This is a genomic window from Blautia sp. DFI.1.216 (assembly GCF_020594215.1).
GTDB classification, from domain to species: Bacteria; Bacillota; Clostridia; order Lachnospirales; family Lachnospiraceae; genus Blautia_A; species Blautia_A wexlerae.
This window is the reverse complement of sequence record NZ_JAJDML010000022.1, coordinates 19,578-42,957: the sequence shown is the minus strand read 5'-3', so window position 1 is coordinate 42,957 and position 23,380 is coordinate 19,578. Positions and strand designations below refer to the sequence as shown.

The 23,380-nt window shown below is 43.1% G+C and carries 14 protein-coding genes; all 14 read right to left on the bottom strand.

Annotation, left to right across the window (positions count from 1 at the left end):
* Positions 1–94 precede the first annotated feature (94 nt).
* Positions 95–4,636, bottom strand: a complete 4,542-nt coding sequence (locus LJE11_RS10320) for a non-ribosomal peptide synthetase (protein WP_227295924.1) — start codon at positions 4,634–4,636, stop codon at positions 95–97.
* A gap of 14 nt (positions 4,637–4,650) precedes the next feature.
* A complete protein-coding gene (locus LJE11_RS10315) occupies positions 4,651–6,240 on the bottom strand; it encodes a (2,3-dihydroxybenzoyl)adenylate synthase (RefSeq protein WP_005344232.1) in 1,590 nt (529 codons plus the stop codon).
* Positions 6,230–6,928, bottom strand: coding sequence for a 4'-phosphopantetheinyl transferase family protein (locus LJE11_RS10310; RefSeq protein ID WP_005344231.1), 699 nt, complete (start codon positions 6,926–6,928; stop codon positions 6,230–6,232). Before LJE11_RS10310 ends, LJE11_RS10315 begins: the two co-directional genes overlap by 11 nt.
* Positions 6,918–7,664, bottom strand: a complete 747-nt coding sequence (locus tag LJE11_RS10305) for a thioesterase II family protein (protein ID WP_005344230.1) — start codon at positions 7,662–7,664, stop codon at positions 6,918–6,920. The genes LJE11_RS10310 and LJE11_RS10305 overlap by 11 nt, the downstream gene beginning before the upstream one ends.
* 97 nt (positions 7,665–7,761) lie before the next feature.
* Positions 7,762–8,346 (bottom strand): accessory gene regulator ArgB-like protein, encoded by a 585-nt coding sequence (locus LJE11_RS10300; protein ID WP_005344227.1) that lies wholly within the window; start codon positions 8,344–8,346, stop codon positions 7,762–7,764.
* Positions 8,346–8,504: a cyclic lactone autoinducer peptide gene (locus LJE11_RS10295; RefSeq protein ID WP_005344225.1), complete on the bottom strand. Its 159-nt coding sequence runs from the start codon at positions 8,502–8,504 to the stop codon at positions 8,346–8,348. The genes LJE11_RS10300 and LJE11_RS10295 overlap by 1 nt, the downstream gene beginning before the upstream one ends.
* A 101-nt stretch (positions 8,505–8,605) precedes the next feature.
* Complete coding sequence (locus tag LJE11_RS10290) at positions 8,606–9,847, bottom strand: sensor histidine kinase (RefSeq protein ID WP_227233615.1); 1,242 nt, start codon at positions 9,845–9,847, stop codon at positions 8,606–8,608.
* 50 nt (positions 9,848–9,897) lie between these two features.
* The gene (locus LJE11_RS10285; protein WP_227295922.1) at positions 9,898–10,635 is read right to left on the bottom strand and encodes a LytR/AlgR family response regulator transcription factor; all 738 of its coding nucleotides are present in this window, start codon (positions 10,633–10,635) and stop codon (positions 9,898–9,900) included.
* Between the two features lie 87 nt (positions 10,636–10,722).
* Entirely contained in the window at positions 10,723–10,962 is a 240-nt protein-coding gene (locus LJE11_RS10280) for a helix-turn-helix domain-containing protein (RefSeq protein WP_054337273.1), read from the bottom strand.
* Positions 10,963–11,246: 284 nt separating this feature from the next.
* A complete protein-coding gene (locus LJE11_RS20800; RefSeq protein WP_024728263.1) occupies positions 11,247–11,453 on the bottom strand; it encodes a PIN domain-containing protein in 207 nt (68 codons plus the stop codon).
* Positions 11,454–11,480: 27 nt separating this feature from the next.
* Positions 11,481–14,240 carry a YodL domain-containing protein gene (locus tag LJE11_RS10275; RefSeq protein WP_118037241.1) on the bottom strand — a complete coding sequence of 920 codons (2,760 nt, stop codon included), beginning with the start codon at positions 14,238–14,240 and terminating at the stop codon, positions 11,481–11,483.
* Between the two features lie 81 nt (positions 14,241–14,321).
* Entirely contained in the window at positions 14,322–22,004 is a 7,683-nt protein-coding gene (locus LJE11_RS19810) for a DEAD/DEAH box helicase family protein (RefSeq protein ID WP_255655853.1), read from the bottom strand.
* A 68-nt stretch (positions 22,005–22,072) separates the two neighbouring features.
* Complete coding sequence (locus LJE11_RS10260) at positions 22,073–23,161, bottom strand: DUF5688 family protein (RefSeq protein ID WP_055156947.1); 1,089 nt, start codon at positions 23,159–23,161, stop codon at positions 22,073–22,075.
* A 6-nt stretch (positions 23,162–23,167) separates the two neighbouring features.
* Positions 23,168–23,308 carry a hypothetical protein gene (locus LJE11_RS10255; protein WP_170962603.1) on the bottom strand — a complete coding sequence of 47 codons (141 nt, stop codon included), beginning with the start codon at positions 23,306–23,308 and terminating at the stop codon, positions 23,168–23,170.
* Between the last annotated feature and the right edge of the window lie 72 nt (positions 23,309–23,380).

The window sequence follows — 23,380 nt, the reverse complement described above, 5'->3', positions numbered from 1 at the left end:
GTTACACTCCTCAATATCTAATACTCGTAATTTGCCCCTAAAAATGCGAGCTATTTTTCATTATGAAATATACTAAAAAACAGATTTGACAATGTTAAATTTCTCCACACTCCATCTCGATATCTTCCATAATGACATTTTGTCTTACTAAATCTATCTTTTGAGCCAATAATTTTATCGTAACATTTTCAAAAATATCACTAATCATAATTTTACAGCCAAATTCTTTCTGAATATCTGAAATCAATTTGGTTGCTATTAATGAATCACCACCTAAAACAAAATAATTATCTTCAGTCCCTAAATTTTCATAACCAAACATTCGTTTCCAAATATCCAAAAGTTTTTCTTCTGTCTCCGTTACTGCTTTTGAAAATCTGATAACCGAAGTTTCTTCTTTAAAATCTTCCCGTAATTTTTTCCGGTTAATCTTTCCATTGGACAATGTTGGAAGCTGTGCCATAAAATGATAGTTTTGGGGAACCATATACTCCGGCAGCTTTTCCGACAGATATTCCCTAAGTGCTCCATCATAATAGGACAAGACAGATGCCTGCTGCCTACTGCAGCATATACATCTCCCATATTCTTCTGTTACAACAATGTCCTGGCCTAATCCTGCCTCTGATAAGCATTCTCTCCACAGCAGACAATCTGGGGTAACCATCCCCGCTTCTTTTCTCTTGTCCCGAATATCTGCGAAACCATTTTCCAAAAAAGTTGCTGTAAGCTCCTGAAGATATGTCCTTACCACAAGATCTGTCATTAACAATATCCCATTTGGCTTCAGTAATTCCGCTACTTTCTTTACCGCATCCACAGCGTCAATATTTCTATGCAAAGCATTTACCGATATCACGACGTCATAACTATGCAGAGCCATCTGCTGCTTGTCCATGCTTTCTTCCAGATTCAGCATTTCAAACTCGACTCTTTCATATCCCGCAAGCTCTTTCTCCGCTTCCTGCAGAAAATATTTTGAAGAATCCACATATGTATACGCCACACTTACATCTTCCAGCACATTTAAAATCTGTCTTGTAATTGCAGCATCCCTTGTCCCAATCTCTATAATCTGGAGTGGTTCTTTCCTGCGCCCTTCTATCAGAAGTTTTAATTCCTGCACCAGTCTTTCCACGGTCTCCTCGTAACCCGGAATCCTCCGAAGCAACATATTCGGAGCCAGCGCCGAATCTTTCTGGTAAAATACATCCAGCGGAACTTCATTCCCAGTAACCATATGCTTCAGATACGGCTTCAGTTTCTTAAAATACGTTTCCGCATCTCCAGCTTTTTCCGGTACAGCTACTTCCTTCCCGGTACGCGATAGTCTGCCGTCCTCTTCTCTCAGGATTCCTTCCTTCTTTAAAATTTCCAACCATCTTGCCACAGTATTCTTCTGTGTTTCCGTAATGCTCCCTTTTTCAAAAATTTCCTTCTGCGAAAGAACTTCCTTCTCTGATACAAAAACGCCTAACTCTATGAGTGTCTCCAGCATAAGCTGTACACATCTCTGGTCTGCATAGGCAAGGAAATTTTTGTATGCTGTCTTCCGTTCCTGCTGCATCTGCCAATTGCTGACATCATCCTTCAGTTCTTTCCAGCCCCCGCCAAAGATATCTGTGCCGTACAAATACGTTGTAACTTTAGAATCTTCCTGCAGCGGCGCTCCGATATAAGCAGCCAGCGTTTTATTGCCATGACCATCACTAACTGTATCAACAACTGCATGAGCCACACCCGGAAACTCCTGAATAGCATGTTCAATTTCTCCCAATTCAATCCTGTGTCCACGGATCTTTACCTGATGGTCTTTTCTTCCCAAAAATTCAATTGTCTCATCATCCCAGATTCTTCCGAGATCACCGGTCCGATACCATCTTCCATACTGATCTGTGATAAATTTCTGCCCCGTAAGCGCAGAATCTCCCCTATATCCTTTTGCTACACCAAAACCGCCAATCCAGAGTTCGCCTTCTGCCCAGTAAGGGCAATCCCTTCCATACTCATCCACAACACGATATGCCTGATATCTGAGTGGCTTTCCATAAGGAATAGATTTCCAGTTTTTCGGCATCGGCAGGGTAACATTCTGATAATTGGACCAGATACTTGCCTCTGTAGCTCCTCCCATAGCGACAAACTGGCAATCCTCTGTCCATGCCGCAACCCTCTGCGGGAGATCCATCCCAATCCAATCTCCGGAAAGCATAACCGCCCTGATCGGCAGTTTCTGTTTCATGGATTCCGCCCGTATCAAAAGCATATCCAGAAGCACCGGCACTGAATTCCAAACGGTAATCTGATATTTCAACACTTGTTCCAGCCAGTAATCCGCATTCCTTCTCTCCTGCTCTGGAAGCAATACCAATGTTCCTCCTGCGCCTAGAATTCCAAAAACATCATATACCGACAGGTCAAAATCCATAGCTGATACAGCCAGCGCCCGATCTGCACTTGTCACATGGTACTTTTCATTAATATCCTGAACCGTATTCCATGCGCTTTCATGCGCAATCTCTACACCCTTCGGAACACCTGTAGAGCCTGACGTCATGATGATATAGGCGCTGTCCTTCGGCGACACCTCTGGCAGTCTCACATTTTTCTGTCCCTCTTCCATACCTTCCATCACAAGGATTTCCGTACCTTCCGGCCAGTCCAGTTTTTCGGATAATTCCCGATTCGTGACCACATAGCGGACTCCCGTCTTCTCATGGATTAACGCTCTCCGATCTTTAGGCTGGCTTAAGCTGACCGGAAGGTATGAATTTCCGGAAAGCAAAATTCCTAATGCCGTCTCGATCTGTTCTATCCCGCGCGGCAGGGTAAGTGCAACCGGGACTCCCTTAATATCCTTTTCTGAAATCCCTGCCGCCACTGCTGTCGCCCGTGCTTTTAATTCCCCATAGGAAACCGATCTTCCGCTTCCCGCATCAATAAGCGCAATATCTTCCGGGCAAACTTCCGCATGGTTCATAACAGCCCAATGCAGGCATTCCACACGCTCCGGCACTCTTGTACGCGCTGTATCTTCAATTTCTCTTTTTCTTTTTTCAGGAAGCACATCAAATCGCTGATTCCAGTCCTTCTTTCCCAATTCATGCAGAAGATTCTCAAAACACTCCAGCATATCCGGGATCATATTCTCCGGGAATAACTTATCCACGCTGTCCCATGTAAGCTGTACGCCATTTTCATCTTCATAACTCTGGAAGTCATTCCACACCTGCGGCGTTTGGGAAATCATATAGGAAAACTGCCCCAGTTCTTTCCGGAACGTATCATTTACCAACGGCGTTCCCAGATTGCAGGCAAAAACAACCGGCGCCACTGCCGATGCGTCTCCATACATCTGTGCAAGGTCTCTCTGGACTTGCACGCCGGAATATGCCGTATACTTCATATCCTCATGGAGCTGCTTCTGAATCCTGTCTAGCAATTCTGCAAACGTCGGATTCCCTTCGCAGTCAATCTCCAGCAATAACAGTGTAGTGAAATCTGCTATCACGTCTTCCAATCCCTGCTGCTCTGTTTTCCGGTTAAAAAATGGAATATTAATAAGGAAACGATGATTCCTGCTCCACCGTTCCAAAACCGTCGCATATGCAGTAAGAAGAACCATTGCCGGAGTTGTCTGGTATTCCTTTGCCCGTACTTGCAGATGAGCCCACTCTTCCTTGCCAATCCTTACAATCCTGCGGTTGAATACAGTCTTTGTCACTTCCTGCGGCCGTTTTGCCAGTGGCAGGCCTGGCCCTTTCGGCAAATGCTCCAAGCGTTTTTTCCAGTATCCTTCTGCATTGTTTCTCTCTTCCTTATCTTCCTCTTTCTGCCGTTCCAGATAAGAAGCAAAATTCCACCCTTTTGATTCTGCCGGAAGGCTTTCTCCGCGATAGGCAGCCGCCAAATCCCTCAATAAGATCTGCAAACTCTGTACATCGGCAACCAAAAGTGCCATATCCACGTGCATGCGTGCCCTATTTTCAGGAAAAAGCGTAAGCTCTATTCCTGCCACTTCGCCTTCCTCGATCTTTAGCTTCCGATGGGATAAACGTTCTCTGACAGATACTGCCATTGCCTCTGCTTCCTCAGATGACATCCGTGAAAAATCATGAACCTTTATTTTTTCACAATACGGCTTATCCAGGATTTTCTGTGTCCCATCTTCCAAAAAGCAGGCACGCAGCATGGGATGATGATACTGCAGCACATTCCATGCTTTTTCCAGACGCTCCGGATCTATATTTCCCCCATCAAACTCTAAATACGCATGACAGTCTATTCCTCCAAGAGCCTGTTCTTCATCCCTGCCAACCCAATATGCATACTGTACGTCTGTTAAAGGAAACGGCTGTTTCATATCCTTTTCCGGCGTTATCTTAGATTTTTGCGCCCGTTTTTTGCCCGCTTTTTTCTTCATGCTGCGCTGGATCAGCGCCCACCAGCCTTCAAGGGTAGGATTTTCCATCAATGAACCGAATGAAACCTTAACCCCCTGTTTTCTCCACTGGTTTACCAGACGCATGATCGTCAGGGATGAAAGCCCAAGCTCCAGCAGATTTTCGGAATCCCCCAAATCTCTGGCTACCGGCAGCTTTTGTTTGATCTGTTCCTTTATCTCTATATATTCCATGATTCTGTCTCCTTCTATTTTTCCTGCGCCATCCGTTCTAATGCTTTCTTATCTATTTTTCCTACGCTGGTCAGCGGCCATGTCTCTACCCGTTCTATCTGATCCGGCATTTTATACGCCGCAACGCCTATTTCCCGCAGGAACCTGTGGATTTCCTGCAAATCGATCCCGGCTTCATCATCGGTCACAAGGAATGCACATATCCGGTTTCCAAGGGTTTCATCCGGAACGCCGACAACGGCTGCCTCTTTGATTTTCGAATGCCTGCAAAGGTAAGCTTCAATCTCTGAAGGCATGATCTTTTCTCCGGCGCGGTTAATCTGCTCTTTGATTCTCCCGCCCAAACGTAACCTTCTGTCTTTCGTCCACATAGCTTTATCGCCCGTCCGGTAAAACCCGTCCGGCGTAAAGCTCTTTTTATTTGCTTCCTCCGCCATATAATAACCATCAATCGTATACGGGCCTCTGGATAATAATTCCCCAAAAACTCCTTCCGGTACGGCCTTATCTTCTTCATCCACAATCTTCACTTCATCCGCAGGAGACACCGGAGTTCCCTGACATCTTGCGATCAGGGAACCTTCATCCTCCGGGCTAGTAAAGGACAGTAGCCCCTCCGCCGTACCAAATACCTGCATCAGTTTACACGGCCATTCTTCAATGATCTTATCCGCAAGGGAATCTTCCAGCATTGCGCCGCCCACCTGCAAAATCCGCAGGCTGGATATATCATAATCTTCATCCCATTCCAGCATTTCCATGCACACAGTAACCATAGCAGGAACCAATGCCGTTATCGTGACACCTTCCTCTGTAATTGCGTCAAGGATATCATCCGGGCTGGTCGCAGACGCAAGCACAACTTTTCCTCCCACGTCCAGCGTGCCTAAAAGCCCCGGGCAGCATAATGGGAAATTATGAGCTACCGGAAGAGACGCCAGATAAACGTCACTGCTATCCAAGCGGCATCTCTTCGCGGACATGCGGGCATTATACATATAATCCGTATGGGTGCGCGGAATTAGTTTCGGAACCCCTGTCGTCCCGCCGGACAGCAAAAGCACCGCCGTTTCATACCCATCCACAGCCGGAAATGCTCCATTTTCTCCACACGTTTCCGCAATCATTCCACTGATATCCCCGGATTCGCTATCTACAAATATATGCCGGATACATGAATATTTCTCTTTCATCGCATTTGCCATCGGCACATATGAAAATCCCAGATATTTCTCCACCACAATATAAGCGGCCGGCTTTGCCAGTTCAATAATTCCTTCCAGTTCCGCCTCCCTGTGGGCCGGCAGCATCATGATTGGCACCGCCCCAATCTTGGAAAGAGCAAAAAACACGATCACAAAAGAAATCCTATTCGGAAGCTGCACAAGCACTTTGTCTCCCTTTAAAATCCCTTTACGCAGAAAAGCTGCCGCAAGACAATCTGCTTTTTGCTTTAATTCCATATAACTGATCTCGTCTTCGCTGTCCGTGACCGCAGTTCTTTCTCCATATTTTTCCGCCCACTTATCAAGCTGCTCTCCAAAGCCGCATCGTTCCCATCCTTCCAGATGCTCGTATTTGCTCATATCCTTCTTATAACTCATTTGATTTGTCTCCTTTCTTATGCGCCGCCACATACGCAGCATATCCCTCAATCTTTACTGGATACAAATGCCATCCCTGGCCTTTCCTGCCTTTTTCTGTAATTTCCCCGTTTCTGACAGAGAAGAAATCCATTCCTCTTCCCAATCCAATACCGATCGCTTTTACATACGCTTCTTTCGCCGCCCAATACTGGAAAAACAGTTCCGGTCCCTCATTTATTACATCTTCCGCTTCTTCTGCCGTATAGAAATTCCCGGCTATCTCCCTGTAATCCGGGCATCCTGCCATTTCCTGCACATCCACTCCGATATCCATTCCGACAGCGAATCCCTCCAGTATGAATTCCCCCGAATGCGAAATATTAAAATTGACTGTCTGCTTTCCTGCGATTTCTTTATGATAAGGCTTACCCAGTTCATTGACAGAAAAATCAACTGTTTCCACATCTAAGTATCTTTTCAAGAGAATTCGCACGATAAGTTTCCCGGCAATATAACGCATCCTGTCTTCAGGAAAGCGGAACTTTCCGGCTTGCTCCGACTCCTGCTCACTCAGGATATATTCATGATTCTTCCAGAAATCTGTCATTTCCGGCCAACAGATGCACCATATATGTATCTCATTTTCACGGATACGAAGTTTGTCTGCTGACAGAAATTCCTTCTCCCCGCATCGTTTAACCTCCATTTTTCATTCCCTGAAGCCGTCTCTCAACCTCACTTATTACTTCGTCTTCGTAATCCCGCAGATAAAAATGCCCTCCCGGAAATATTCGGTAGTCAAAATCATTATCCGTATACTTTCCCCATTCACAGATTGCACTCTCATCCGCTTCACCGTCCTTTTCTCCGCCAAATGCAGAGATAGGTGTATGCAGCACTACTCCCGCTTTATCATAATACGTTTCATCCATGGTAAAATCCGCCCGCAGCATAGGCAGAAAGAAATCCAACAATTCCTGATTCTCTAGTATCTCTTTTGGCGTCCCTTCAAATCTTCCCAGTTCCCTCTTAAACGCTTCATCCGGAAGATGATAGATTGGCTTCGGTTCCGGAATGCTGGGAATCCGGCTGCCGGAAATAAACAGGTATTTCGCTCTATATCCCTCTGCCTCCAATCGCTTTTCCAGCTCATAGGAGATCTTCCCGCCCATACTGTGCCCCCATAAGGCATACGGTCCGTCCACAACCTCTCTTACAGCCTCTTCCAGATCATCTAACATAACCGGCATATCTATATACGGTTTCTCCATGATCCGTTCTTCCCTTCCCGGAAGCTGGACTGGACATACCGTTACTTTTCCCTGCATCTTTTTCGCCCACTGATTATAAGCAGACGCGCCGCCTCCTGCAAACGGCAGGCAGAACAAGGTTATTTTCTCTTTGTTGATATTTTCTGTATTTTTTATCAATTTCAAATTCACTTTTATATTCCTCTTGTATCATGTTCTTTTTGTTCTGTTTATCATCCTTTTGCAATACGCTTTTCCCAGGTATTTCTTATTCCTATCACGGATTAGTTCACTCTAACTCTTTATCAAAAAAAATTTTGGTCCATCCTAATATTAAACCAGACGCCAAAACAATATGCGCTACCATAATCCCGTTTACGATCAGGGAATATCCAATCACAGAAAAAACACCTGCTATCGCGCATTCAATAACTAAAATTACCCTCGCGCGCATCCCATAAACTTTTTTCTCTTTCGCATCCAACTTCTTGCTGCTGGCATCTACCGGCGCCATGATAAATATAACGCCAACCGCGACAAACCATATGATCCGCATTTGCCATATTACAGCCGGAGCAGACGCCAGATACAGACTGCATAGAAGGACAAGGATACCGGAAACAGCCATGCAGCCCCCTGCCTTTTCCAAATGAATCCCTCCGGCATACTGCCTTAAAACAGTAAAGGGCAATAAAAAGACTATCATCTCCATCCAATTCCCCGTTATGATGCCAAGTATGACGATGATAAGGTATATTACCACCCTGCCCAGCAGTACGCCGTAAGCATATTCATACAGCCTGCGGTCTTTCTCTTCAAGAATCCCATTCCTGCTTTGTAGTTCAAAAAGCCGACCAGCCATTTTTTTCCACACTAGAATTTCCTCATTTTCTTAACTTCTTCCGGCTCATCTTCCTGATAGTACAGCCAGTTGCACGCCAGATTTGCCGTATACGCCGTCAAGCAGAGTGCAAGACAGTTTACAGCTCCAAGCAGTTTGATTCCCAGGTTTTTTCTGATTATTTTTTTCATAGTTACAAAGCCTCCTTTTTTCCGAAAGTTTACACAAAAATCGCCCTCTTTTCAATTACCGCGGCAAAAACGGTAACTTTTTGGGCGATTTTTGCACGTCCTTATTTGATTGTAAAGATCAGCTTAACAGAGAACTCCCGTTCTCCTGCCTCCACTCGCATAATTCCCGCATACTTTTTAACCAGTTTTCCAACCGTGTGCAGTCCGATCCCGTGACTGTCCGCGTCTCTTTTGGTGCTTATGTACCTGTCCTTGTCCTTTAACAGAGGGACGACATACCCATTGCAAAATTCCATGACAAGGAAATGCCCCGCATTTCCCATATACATCCTGCATTCCACATATCTGCCATCTTCTGTCTTTTCTGCCGCTTCCAGTGCGTTATCCAAAAGATTCCCTACGATCGAGATCAAATCCAACTCTTCCAGAAAATCCAGTCTGAGATCATTACCCAGGGTAATCCTATAGGATATATCCTTAGATTCTGCAAGAAATTTTCTTTCACATAGGATGCTGTTCAAGATCGGATGCTCACAATATACACTTTTTTGAAGATTCTGAATCCGGACGCCTAAATGTTCCATGATGTCCTTAACCTCTTGATTCTCTCCTTCTTCTATCAAGCCGGCTACTGTACAGATAAATTTATTTATATCGTGTAAGAATGCTCTGTTATCCTCATTAACCTTATTCATATACTGCAGATTGGCAATCTCCGCCCTGCTTTTCTGGTATAGCCGGTCCATCTTCTTCACTTCTTCTGATTTTTCTACAAACCTGTCAAATACTGTGAAAATGAAGATATTCGTCATTAACAGAAGCGAAGCTCCTACCGGAACCATGACCCTGTTCATTCCTTCAAAAGAAGTGTGCGAATAAAACATACATCCTAACATAACGATCGTTGCGGTTGGCAGCATGAGCAGCACTGTAAATGTTTTATTTTCAATCGTCAGATAATCCCTTTTCCTTGTTACCTGATTAATGCATTTAATAAACAGAAATGTCATGGTACTCATCAGCAGGAGTGCTAATGTCTTTTCTGTTTCAGTCCTGAAGCCCTCGGACGCACCAGTCACGCCATATGCATTCGTAAGTGCCGCAAAGAGAAATTCGGGAATAATTGCCAGCACATAATAGCAGCATACCGTAACCAGCTTCTTCCATATATTTCCCCGGAACACAACCATAGACGCGATCATATAGATTACCGGAATCATTACCATATTAAGTATTGAGGATTCCAGGCGGTTGGTTCCGAACATTGCCAGTGCTGCGATACAATATACGAGAAATTTTTCCCAGAATCTTTCTCTTCTGTATGGGAGTATGTTCTTTTCCAAGTCCTCCAACAGACACATCTGAAGAAGACAAATCAAATAATCTCTTATTATCATACCATGCCGTTCCTTTCCCCAAGAAATGTTATCAGTGCGTCGGCAAACTGTCCTTTTCTCGACCTCGAAACATTCAACTGGATTCCAAACGACAGCAACGCAACGTTCTTTTCCAATCCTTCCACTTTTGCCAAATTCACAATATAGCTGTTGTGTGCATACTCAAATCCCCTTCCGGCCAGACGTTCATATAAATCGCCTAAAGATTCCTTACAATGCATCTCATCTATCTCCCCCTGCCTAGCAACGTATATAGAGCAACCCCTTTTCGCCAGACAGATATATAAAATGTCTTCCGTATAGATACGAATTACTCTTCCCGCTGATGTAACCGTCACGGAAGAATCTCCACAGTGCAATTTTACTTTTGATAAAATTGCAGGGATTTCCCTTTTTAGACTTCTGTCATGCAAGTCTTTCATAATATACCGGAACGGCTGCCCAATATTGATGCTGTCTGAAGTCGGTTCAAAGTATCCGGAGCAGAACACCAATATCGCTGCCCTATTGTATTCCCTCAGCTTCAGTACCGATTTATTCCCATCCAATCCGGGCATACGCATATCCATAAAGACCAAATCATGCAAAATATCAGCATTTTTCAGTAGTTCCTTTCCTGACTCGTATTCATAAAACCGTATCTCGCTCTTAGGAAGAATCCCTTCCGTTTCTATAACCTTCTCTATTTTCTCCCTGTAATTTTTATCATCATCGCAAATTGCTATTTTATACATCTATGTCCTCCTAAGTTAGTTTCCTCTAACCCTCTTTCATAAAAAATCCATCCTGCAGAATCTGAATCCTATGAGCATTTACTCTTCCTATAGTTCGGGTTCCAAATCTGCAAAGATGGGATCAGCAAAAAATTCCTGTATTGTGACATCCAATCCATCGCATATCTTTTTTATTGTAACTACGCCAGCATTCTTACTCTGACCATACAAAATATTCTTTAATGTTGAAGGAGGAACGCCAGAACATACCGCCGCCTCATTCACTGTGATATCTTTCTGATTAATCAGATCGTTTAAACGATATATGACCGCTGTTTTTATATCCACGGTATCGACCACCTTTTTTTCTTCTATTTTATATAAATCGGCTTTAAAAGGTCGCCCATATATAGTCTTTTTGATCTATATACGATATTTTTTTAACAGTTTTTCTTATTCTAGCAGAAATCCGCTAAATTTCTATATTTTATTAGATACATGAAACCCTGTGAGAACATTTCTGATCCTACGCAGGGTTTTCCACTTTGTTATAAAATTTTTATATTTTGCAGTATGCTGGATCGGAGTTATCATTCAACTTTCCTTCTGCTGCCGATTGTAAAAACATATTTTTACGAATAAATATTCAGCAGTTCTTCCGGAGAAAGCAGTGTAATCCAAAAGGAAAGAAAATCCTTTTTATTCCTTGTCACAATCGCATCACACTGATTCTCCTTCGTACAAGTTGCAAGTAGGCAGTCTTCAAAATCAGATACTCTCTGCAAATAAGCAGGCAGCACATCTTCGTTCGTCACTGTCAGCACTTTTGCTATGTCCAAAACGGAGCCAAGTGCCTTTCTATAAATTTATACCGTTCTTACATCCCGATCAGCTCCTCTCTCCAGCTCATCTTTTCCCTGCTTTTCTTGGATTTTTCTCTTATTGATTTCCAGTCGTTCATGAATAGATGGCTTCTTTGCCTTCGTAGTTGCTTTATTCTTTTCTGTTTGCATACTCGAAACTACCTTTTTCACAGCTTTGTCATTATCCCCTTTTGTCACATTCGCTGCTCTTGACGCTTCTACTCTGCTGTCCTGCTTTTCTGCAACCTGCCGTTCCTGCTTTTCCTGCACACTTTTTTCTTCCAGACTGCAAAAGCTCTGCAAATATGGCAGCACATGGTTCTGCATATCGGTCAGATCTTCCATACACTTCTGAAACTCTTCATTTCCCTTGTTTTTCAGATAACCAATCCAGCTTTCATCCGTAAGTTTCAGTTCATTTTGGAGTTTCAGCTGACTTAAAATACCGCCATTTCCTGTTCCAATATCTATTTTCCCTTTGAAATGTTGCAGCATTTTATCGCCTTTTTCCGCATAATATATAGTAAAAAACATCTGGGCTGTTACCATCGGCTCATCCGTCCTCGGATTACGGTCTGCGTACCATTCCTTATCCTTCTGTGCAGTACGGGAATCCAGATCTGAGAGCTTCTGACAGCGTGGTTCCATCAGCTCTCGCTTTTCACAGTAATTCACATACACCATCGGCTCTGTTTCTTTGGATATATCTGGTTCGTAGGATTTCAGCCGTTCCAGCAAAACACCTGCCCACACGGACTGCTCACAGTCTTCTTCAATCACATCCTTCAGAAAGGAAATATAAGAACCAACATTTCCACTTTGCAGATCCAGCATGACTTCCTGTATGGTATCCTGCCCTGGCTCTACATGGTCCCGATAGTCATACGGATCGAAGTCTTCCGCAATCTCATCCAATGCTGCTGCCAGTTCTTCTGTTGTCATTTTTTTCGGATACATTGCCTCACGCACATCCTGAATCGGGATATATTTATAATCAGGCAATGCTTTATGAATCTTCTCCAAACCTTCACGCACCACCGGCTGATCTTTTAAAAACCGCACATTATCCAAGAAGTCGCCGTGTATCGTTGTTCCCATTACAATCAACAGTTCTGTTTCATCAAACAAGCTATCCTCCGGATCACGATAAATAATCCCCATTCCACTGCCTTTATAAGCGTTTTCCGGATCTTCTCTGTACTTCTCATAGATTGCTGCGATTTCTTTCACATCTGTGCTTTTCTCATAAGCTCCCATATCATGAATTTCATCACATTCTGCAGCATAATATTCCAGATAAGCTTCTTTCTTAGGCGGCATATTATTGAGTACATTATCAATCATGTTATAATTGGCCTCTTCCAGTTCCTCCACCTTTGCCAATGGCTTATATTCGCCCTGGCTTTTCTGAATCTCTGCCATTACAGCTTCATCCATTTCTTCTACTTTTTCCATCAACTGATCATAATCCCCACGGATGCGTTCTCCCGTCCAGCCTTCGTCTTCCAAAAGTTCCTCCGCCGCTTCTTCAATAGAAATTTCATCATTCTCATAAATGCCACCATCCATCAAGCGGAAATCTTCATCGTAAAAGGAATAATCATATCCTTCTTCTGTTCTCTGAATAGCAAAATATCGTTCTCCTACCTCATATGCCAGTTCACTAAGAACCTGTTCTTCCAGATTCAGGAAAGAATCCAGCTGTTCAAAACTGATACTGTCTACAAAATGAGCAGTTACCTTTTTCCCGTCATTCAGAACTATGATATCACTGACAGACAGGGAATGCCCACGGAAGTCTTCCGGTCTGTCAATGTTGAACTTTTCAAAAATATCATCCAGTGACATATTTCCTGATAATTCACCAACATAGACCAGCTTATAATCTTCTTTTTTTATCTGCATACCATGACTTTCAATAAAACTCATATTCATAAATGCATAGTTTTCTCCCGGTAAATCATCCCGAATCTGATAAATTCCAAATGTCCTTCTTGTTCCTAACAACAGATTTGCTTCTTTCAAAGATTGAATCTGTGGATATTTCTGCATTTCCCATTCCAGGTTACGGAAACGCTCCAGTTCTGTCATAGACATCTGATAATGCTCCGGTCCTCGTTCAATTTCCATGCGTTCTGTGACATACATAGGTGATGAAAAATTAGTGATCAGATAGATATCTGCTCCTGCATCGTATAATTTCAGTGCTTCTTCCTGCTCAATGACACTCATAGGCTCCTGAAATGCTCCTAAATTTTCTTCTGCATAATCTAGGTTGTTATCTTTTATCCGTTCCCACATCTGCGATTCCATTCCAAACAAACCGTCATGTGCCTGTATCATTTCTTTACTCGCATATTCACCTTTACTGCCAGCACTGCCAAGACAATAAATCTTAGAACCCATTCTGTGATAATCCAAAGCTGCTTCTTTTCTAAGTGGCACCATATCTTCTTCCATATATCCATAGTCACGTAATTCCAGCTTACCTATGGTTGGATCTGGCAGTTCCTGAATATCCATTCTTGCGTCATCCAGCAAATCCTCTACACCTTCTGAATCTGCCTGGCTCACTGCATCTGCCAGATTTCTTACCAAAGCCCTAACTTTCTCTTTCTCGCCGATCAGATTCGCATATTCAAAAAGCTGTTCTTTTACATCTGTTGATATTTCTATACCTCTACTCTCTGCCTGATTGATCTGTTCCTGCGTATATTCCTGCATTTTCTGCGTTTCTCTACCTATTATCCTGTTTCTTGCCATATAAGTTCCTCCTGTATTCTGAAAAATGGCATAACCCACAGAACATATTTTCTGTCAGATTATGCCATCTTCCTTGTTTTCTTATTCCAGACCAAAGTCCCGTTTTCTGTTATCCTTGCCAGTTTCACTTTCCCGCTGACTCTTTTCTTTACAAATCTGCAGTTTTTCATGGATAGAACCACGTGCCGGTCTTTCTTCTTTCTCATCTGATTCAGATACCTCTGCTTCTGCATCTTCCCGTTCATCCATATTGAGCAATGCATTTAGCTCTGACAGTCGCTCCAGTTTCTGGTTCAACTCCTCTTCTTTTGGAAATGGCTTTCCCACTTCTTCTTTCGCATTTGCCATCTGTTCATACACTGTTTCCAATCTTTGTTGTGCTTCTGAAAGCTTCTCTGGATAACTGTCCAACAGATTGTTGATACGGGTAATATTTCCAAGTGCATCTGCTCCAAGATGAACTTTCGAGACAGCCTCATGTTTGACAGATAATATAAATTCTTTACTCCATCCATCAAACTGAATCCTCATATTGAATCCCTGATAGTTTCCGATATCCATCGCAGCATCTACAGTTTTAATATCTTTACATACCGCCAGAAGTGCTGCTCCTGCCTCTTTCTTTTCTGTGAACACTTTGCCACCAATCTCCATAGTAAACTGCTCTGGATCTGTGCTTTTATGCTCAGAAAAATGAGCGATGTCTGCCTTGTAGCTGTCAATGATCTCTGTCAGTTTTGCAATCTGTTGCGGAAAATTCCTTACAATATCATCTTCCAAACGATACTGGTTATTCATGTGATTGGCTTTTAAAAGTTTCAGCTTTGCCACATCCACGTCCAGTGCCATCTTCTCCTTTACTGCCGGATTTCCAGTTGCCAGTGCTTTAACCTCTGCATAGGAAAGTGCCGCTTCGTCCACATCTTCGCAGCTTCTGACCGGTGCTTTGCTGGTCATGATCTGGGAAATGAATTTCTGCTTGTTCTCGATCAGCTGCCACATGTAGCTGTCGAATGTGGATTCTGTTACATATCGGAAGATATGAACCTTTTTATTATGATTTCCCTGGCGGATAATACGCCCTTCCCTCTGTTCCAAGTCAGATGGTTTCCAGCCAATATCCAGATGGTGCAACGCAATCAGACGATCCTGCACGTTGGTCCCGGCACCCATCTTTGCTGTCGAACCAATCAAAAAACGAACCTGCCCGGATTTCACTTTTCCAAACAACTCCGTCTTCTTTGCTTCTGTATTTGCATCATGAATGAATGCAATCTCTTTTTCCGGTACACCTTTTTCCATCAGTTTCTGCTTCAAGTCGTCATAAACATTGAAACTGCCATCACCTTTCGGTGTGCTCAAGTCACAAAAAATCAGCTGTGCCGATTTCTGTGCTGCTGTGTCTTTCCAGATCTCATAGCTTTTCTCTGCACAGACTGCTATTTTGCTTTCTGGATTATCTGGCAATAGTTCGTTCACCAAACGCTGATCCAATGCTAATTTTCTTCCATCATTGGTGATTTTCAGCATATTATCAACTGAGGCATCTACCCCTCCGCTTCTGACAACTTCTGCACGTTCCCCCAGACTTTCTACGATTTCTTTCTGCTGTTCCGTTGGTTTCAGCACCACTGTTTCATATTCTGCTTCCGGCACAGGAAGTTTTAACTGATCGGAAGTCTTGATATCTGCAATCTCCTTAAACATATTCATCAGTTCCGGAATATTATAAAATCTTGCAAATCTTGATTTTGCACGGTAGCCTGTTCCTTCCGGTGCAAGCTCAATGCTCGTGACTACCTCGCCAAAGGTGGAGGCCCAGGAATCAAACAGTCCAAGTCCCATATTTTGTAATTTGCTGTTCTGCAGATACCGCTGCATAACATATAATTCCGTCATACTATTGCTGATTGGTGTGCCCGTAGCAAAGGTAATGCCTTTTCCTCCGGTAATCTCATCCAGATACTGACATTTATTGAACATATCTGCGGATTTCTGTGCTTCGTTCTGTGCAATCCCGGCTACGTTTCTCATTTTTGTATAAAGAAACGCATTTTTATAGCTGTGTGCTTCATCTACATACAAGTGATCCACTCCCAGTTCTTCAAAAGTAACTACCTGATCTTTTTTCTCTTTCTGATTCAGTTTCTCCAGCCTTGTCTGCAGTGTTTTTCTTGTCTTTTCAATCTGTTTGACGGTATAACGTCCACCATCCTGTTCATATCTTGCACTCTGGATTGCCATTTCCAGATCATCAATCTGCCTCTGAAGCATGGCTTCTTGTTTCTCATCAGAGATTGGAATACGCTCAAACTGAGAATGACCGATAATAATGGCATCATAGTTTCCCATAGCGATCCTGGCACAGAACTTTTTCCGGTTTGCCGGTTCAAAATCTTTTTTGGTTGCTACCAGAATGTTCGCCCCTGGATATAGCTGTAGGAACTCAGCTCCCCACTGCTCTGTCAGATGGTTCGGAACTACAAAAAGATTTTTCTGAGATAATCCCAGACGTTTGCTCTCAATTGCCGCCGCTACCATTTCGTAGGTCTTCCCAGCACCTACCACATGAGCAAGAAGCACATTATCACCATATAGCTGATGTGCGACTGCATTTTTCTGATGCGGTCGAAGTTCTATTTCCGGATTCATCCCTGGGAAAGTCAGATGACTTCCATCGTATTCACGGGGACGGATACTATTAAAACGTTCATTGTACACGCTTACCAGTCTTTCTCTCCTCTGCTGATCCTTAAAAATCCAATCTTGGAATGCAGCCTTTAAGGCATCCTGCTTTTGTGATGCCAACATAGTTTCTTTTTTATTCAAAACTCGCACTTCATCCCCATTTTCATTTACAACTTTATCATAGATTCTAACATCTTTTAGATTCAAGGTATCTTCCAGAATCCGGTAGGCATTTGCTCTCTCCGTTCCATACGTTGCATAGGCAAACGCATTTCTTGGACTGTCGGCGTTCTTTCCTGTAATCCTCCACTCACCATTTACCTCAGAGAATTTTACCTGTATTTCCTTCTGTGCAAGATACCTCGGTGTATGAAGCAGTTCCACCATAAAATCCTGATAATCCGAAGGTTCAATCCAGGTGGCTCCAATACGCACTTCAATCTCCGACGCTTCCAGATCTCTTGGCTGAACTGCCTCCAATGCACGCACATTCGGTGTGAATTCTGGATGATTCTCTGCAAAAGTTCTTGCAATATTTAATTTATCCCTAACATTTCCGGAGAGATATTCATCTCCGCTTTCCCACTGGTCTGTCAGTGGATTTTTGAAGATAACTCCAACCAGCTCTTCTGTGATTTTCTCTTCGGTCTTTCCGGTCAACTGTGCCATATATGGGAGATCTACTTGAGCCTTTTCATTTAGGGACAGAGCAAGTGCTTCTGTGGCTGTCTCCACACTTGTCACAGCGACCGCCTTTTTAATGGTTCGTTTGGTGAACATGTCCGCTTTCCGCTTCAATGTTCCATCTTCATTCAAGTCTTCCAGGGAACACAGCAGACAATAAGAAGAGTCATCAGAAAATGCACGTTTGTTAGCATTACTTCCAATAACTCCATACTTTGCTGTGTAGGTATCATACACCTGATTCAGTTTTTTCTGCTGTTTCTGGATTTCTTCGTCTGTGACAAATTCTTCCATCTGCATGGCGATCAGTTCACGAACGGTATCACGGATTGCAACCATGCCTTTTACACGTTCTGCAGTGGCTGCAGGCATTTTCACCTGATTCATCAAAGAATTGACACGGTAATATACCTGATCATCTACCACCGTATAGCTGTAATTTCGGACATTCGGATCTGCCGGAATACTCTCTGGCATCTCATCCAGTTCTGCCTCTATATCTACTGCCGCTACCATGCTTCCCTTGATGTGTTTTACAGCTTCTTGTAACTGTAATTCCAGAACAGCTCCTTCCATTGGAGCACAGGTTGTTTCCATACCATACGGACCGGACACTTCTTTCATCTCACCAAGAATCATTCCCGGATGCTGAACAAAATACTTGTTAATGGTAATCCCTTTTGCATCACTCTCCAAATTCACCCAGTCTGGCATCTCTTTTGTGAAACTCTCACGCTTCTGGAAAAACAAAATATCAGCACTGACTTCTGTTCCTGCATTTGCCTTAAAAGCTGTGTTCGGCAGTCGGATTGCCCCCAGCAAGTCTGCACGCTCTGCCAAATATTTCCGGACTTCCGGTGATGCCTTATCCATAGTTCCCTTTGTTGTGATCAACGCAGCTACACCACCTGGACGTAACTGATCTATAGTCTTGGCAAGAAAGTAATCATGAATCATAAAATTGTAGCGGTCATACTGACGGTCATTGACCTTATATGCACCGAATGGCACATTTCCGATTGCCACGTCAAAGAAATCATTGGGATAATCCGTCTTCTCAAAGCCTTTGATCTGGATATTGGCATCTGGATAGAGAAGTTTAGCAATTCTACCACTGATGCTGTCCAGTTCCACTCCATAGAGTTTGGACTGGTTTAGATTCTCCGGAAGCTTTCCAAAGAAGTTCCCGACTCCCATAGATGGCTCCAGGATATTTCCCTTTGTAAATCCCAGATTCTCCAACACCTGATACATACTTTCAATCACAATCGGCTGTGTATAATGAGCATTTAATGTGGAAGCTCTGGCTGCAGCATATTCTTCCGGTGTAAGGACGGTCTTTAATTCCAGATATTCTGTCTCCCATGCAGATTTTGTCTCATCAAATGCATCTGCAAGACCTCCCCAGCCGACGTACCTGGATAAGATTTCCTGTTCCTCTGGTGTCGCATTGCGGTTCTCATCCTCACATTTTTTTAACAGCTGAATAGCCATAATATTGGCTCGGAATTTCTCCTTCGGTGTTCCCTGTCCAAGTTCATCATCTGTGATATGGAAGTTCGTTGCTGGAATCAGTTCTGCTATTCCGTTAATCTCTTCCAATGATTCTTTTTCTTCCGATACCTCAACTTCTCCCGACAGTTCTTTTTCTTTTTTATCATAATCTGTCCACACACGTTTAGAAATAGCAGTAAAATAGGAAGACTCTTCCTCCATGATTTCTTCCTTGATTTCCCGTAATTTATCTAAGGTATCCGCATTTACTGTTTTGTTGTGATAATGATAATAAAGTACTTCTTGTCCAAGTTTTACATCCAGACGTTCCAATTCTTGTGTTGACATTCGCTCCCAAATATCATCTTTTTCCGTATGAATCGTGAAACCTTCTCCATCATCATGATATTCTAATGTGTATTGAAGTCGATTCTCTTCTCCCTTAACTTTGCAAGCAAAATCATAGATTTTTGTTCTGGTACCGGACATATATTCTGAATCAACTAGTCGCAGATCCGTTATATCTTCCGCTGTAAAAGTATCCTGTTCCAGCTGTTCTCCTAACATCTGCTGTGCTTCTTCCAGGTCTGCCAGTCTTTGTGCTTCCTGTCGCTCTTCGTACTTTTCCATTTCTTCCGGTGACAAATAATCATCTGTGCGGATTAACTGGCGAACACGTTCTGCAACCTTATTCCACTTTAATAAAACTTCTACCTCTGGATTGCCAATCTTCCCTTTTCCAAGCTTTAATCCTTTTGCATCGTGGGATGCGTCAGAAGCATCTGCTCCTGGTATTCCGGGTGAAGAACCACCTGTTCCATATTCATTTTTCAGGAACTCAGCTGCATCTTTCATATCATGGTGCTCCATGAAATACTCATAGATTCGGTTACGTCCTCCGGCAGTAATACCGCCTCTTCTTAACACTGCATCAATTTCATCCTGTGTGATAAAGGATAGAGCCGGTCGCTCTACTTTAAACTGTTGATCCACCCAGGAACGCTCCCTCTGGAGATCTTTATAACGTTGGAAATATTCAGGATTATGCTGGATTTCCCAGCGATGATAATCTTCTGGATTCTTTTCCATATCTTCCTGAAGCCATTCAAAACGATAGGCTGTCGCAGCTGCTTCTTCCGAATCTGTCCAAGCCGCCCCTACTACATCCTGCCAGTCAGAATAAGACAACCGTTCTTCTCTGTTTCTGCTCGTATCACGGAAATGGAGTGCCAGAAGATCTGTCATTTCTTTCTGTTCCTGCTCGATAGCATTATTGGAGATAAGATTATCAACGTAATTTCCCTCCTCATACATATCTCGGATTCTGTCAGCGGCTTCTTCCCACGTAACGATACGGTCAAAGTTTCTTCTGGCAGAATCACCTCTCCGGATACGGATACCATCGTTGTCGTACCAGATACTGATTTTCTGACCATCTATGGTAAATCCTTTTCCTCCAGTTCTATATTCATCTTTCAGGAAGCTTTGCATTTCTTCATTGTCCAGACCCTCAATCAATCTTGCAGTAATGTGAAACAGCGTATTTTTCTGTCCGCTTCCTGTTCGGAGAATATCGTCTACCACTTCATCAGAAATAAGAAAAGCGGCTGGCTGTTCTAATGCAGCTGCCGCTTTCCTTATTTCCCCTAACTGTTCCTCTTCTGTTGGGAACAGGCTTAACTGTAAATAATCTCCTGAATCACCAGTTCCTCTGCCTGTGCTTTGATCTGGTTCATGTGTCTGGTCCACGCCATTGTGTCTGCCATCTTGTCCGGTGCCGGATCTTTCTCCAGAAGTTCGTTCATCAGGTTGTCTACTCTCTGTCTTGCCTGACTGTCGATCTCCATCAGATGACTGTCCAGACGGTTCTGCAGAGTCAGAATGTTGAACCTTGCTACCTTGTGATTTCTCAGATACTCTTTCCTCATCATTCCATACTTCCCGATGGTTCCTCTCGTCTCTTCCAGGCTGATATCTGGAATCTGATACTCTCCGTTCTGGCTGTAAGTGATCTCTCTCATAGTCTGTTTCCTCCTTATTTTCTTCTCTATCTTCTGTTTTATTTGTACTGTTTTCACGCATTAACGTGTTAAATTCATTATAGACTACTTCTTTTTCTTTTGCAACCGTTTTCAGGTCATTTTCCAGATTATTCAGCACATATCGTCCAATCTGCATCAGGACTGGTCTGCTGATCTCATTGACTGCACTTCCCAGATGTCCTAATACTATCAGCTGATTAAAGTCCGTAATATGCCGAAAATCCTCTGCATCCAGATATTCCTGTGCATCCAGTCCACACCGGTTTAGTAATACATACCAGACACTATTGGTCATCAGTTCCCGAAATTCGACTTCCTGATTCTGTTCGTCCAGTTCTTCCAGAAATGTCCCTGTTACGTCCAGTCTCAGTTCTTCCAATGCATCTGGAAGCCATTCTTGCATACTCTCCTTCGCTGCCTGATGCAGACTTTCAGCAAGTCCTCCTTCTGTATCTTCCAGTGATAACTGCTCCTGCAGATAATCTGCCACCAGCTGTTCTCCTTCCACCGGAAGATTCCATAACTGAGGATCCTTTCCAAGATTCCGCACTTTATAAGTGTCCTGCACATCAAATACATACCGAAGTTTCGTTTTCGGTCCGGAAGTATTGTCAATCAAGGCAATCCCTTTGGATCCCTTTTTGATCCAGCGGTACATCTTCTGATTCCAGATTTCCATGGATGCTACGGCAGTTGCTTCCGGTCGCTGTGCATAAATTAAAAGCTGTTCTGGAAAAGTGTATTTGTACAGTCTGGATGCAGTGTTTAGGAACCGCATCCATTCCTGCGGACTGGCAGCTACATCTTTTGCCACCTCTTCCGTCAGCTGTTCCATTGCATATAATTTATTTGCCATGCGCTACTCCTTTTCATAAAATCAGGGACTGCTTAGCACAGTCCCCTTAAAATCATCGTTGTTACTCTTTATAATGCTGTGGCAAGCTCTTTTGACTTATTCTTTGGCACTTTGTCTCCCTCTTTTGCCTTGATTTCTGCCTTAGCTTTCTCCAGTCTTCCATGGATTCCACCTTTTACTTCCGCTTTTTCGGCTGCTTTTTCTTTCTCCAAACGAGCTTCCCTACGCTCAGCATTTTCCATAACTGCCGTTTTCCCATCACAAAACTGAACTTTATCGGAAAGCTGCTCCTGTCTCTCCACCTTTGTCTCATTGACTTCCTGTACCATCGCATTTAATTCCGGAACCTGAAAAATGCCGTTATCAGGAAGAATCAGCACTTCATGAATGGAAGATGGGATGACAAAGTAATCACTTCCCAGGCATTCCCCAATCTGTTTACGAATATCTTCCTGCAGTAACAGGGAAGCTCCATTCATCTTAGCTTTGTTTGTCAGACAGAACATTGGGTTTTCCATGGCTTCCATATCCATTTTTTCATTCAGCAGGTTTTCTGGTTCTTCACCAAAAATCATAGATTTGATAATCTCATTCATATCCATAAGTGTGACACCACGTTTTCGGTCTGCCACCATCGCATCCGCTAGAATCTGTTCGGCAGATACTCCCCACTCGTTCATCAGAGAAACAGTTACCGGAATACTGCTGATCCCTTCTCCATTTTCCTCCAGATTTACTGCATAATAAGCTGCAAAATCTCCGTGTTCTGTGACTACTTTATCTGCAAGAAGATCGGTATTCCATTCCTTATCACAAATTCTCATCTGTAATTTGTCCTTCATCTTTTCATAATCCAGAATATCTGGAACTCCCATATCAAAAAATTCTGCTTTTCCCTGTGCCTCAATACGCATATCAGCCACATCGCTAACACAAGAGTCTACATCTTTTCCATGGATATATTCCTGGTAGAGGGAATCCAGATAGACTGTCGGTACGATTCTCTGATCTCCGTTTGGAATCGTAATACCTGTCAGCTTCAAACCGTTGTTTTTTTCTACTTCCTGCAGTTTAATTTCTGCGTCCTTATAAGACTCTGGCAGATACTCCTTTACATTGTCTTTGACATATTCATAAAATTCTTTTCTGTTCATCATACGCTTTTACCCCTTTCTGATCATGTGATGGTTCACTCTTTTTCTGCTGACCATCTGCTCGGCTTTCTTCTGATAAGCCATCATTCTCTTTAAAGTTTTCTCCTGGTTCTTTTTTGCTTCCTGTCTTTTTACCATTGTTTTCATCATAGTTTTCTGTTCCTTTCTTTCATTAGTTGTATTGAAAAGGGAGCCCTGATTCAGGTAATGTCATTAACTTAA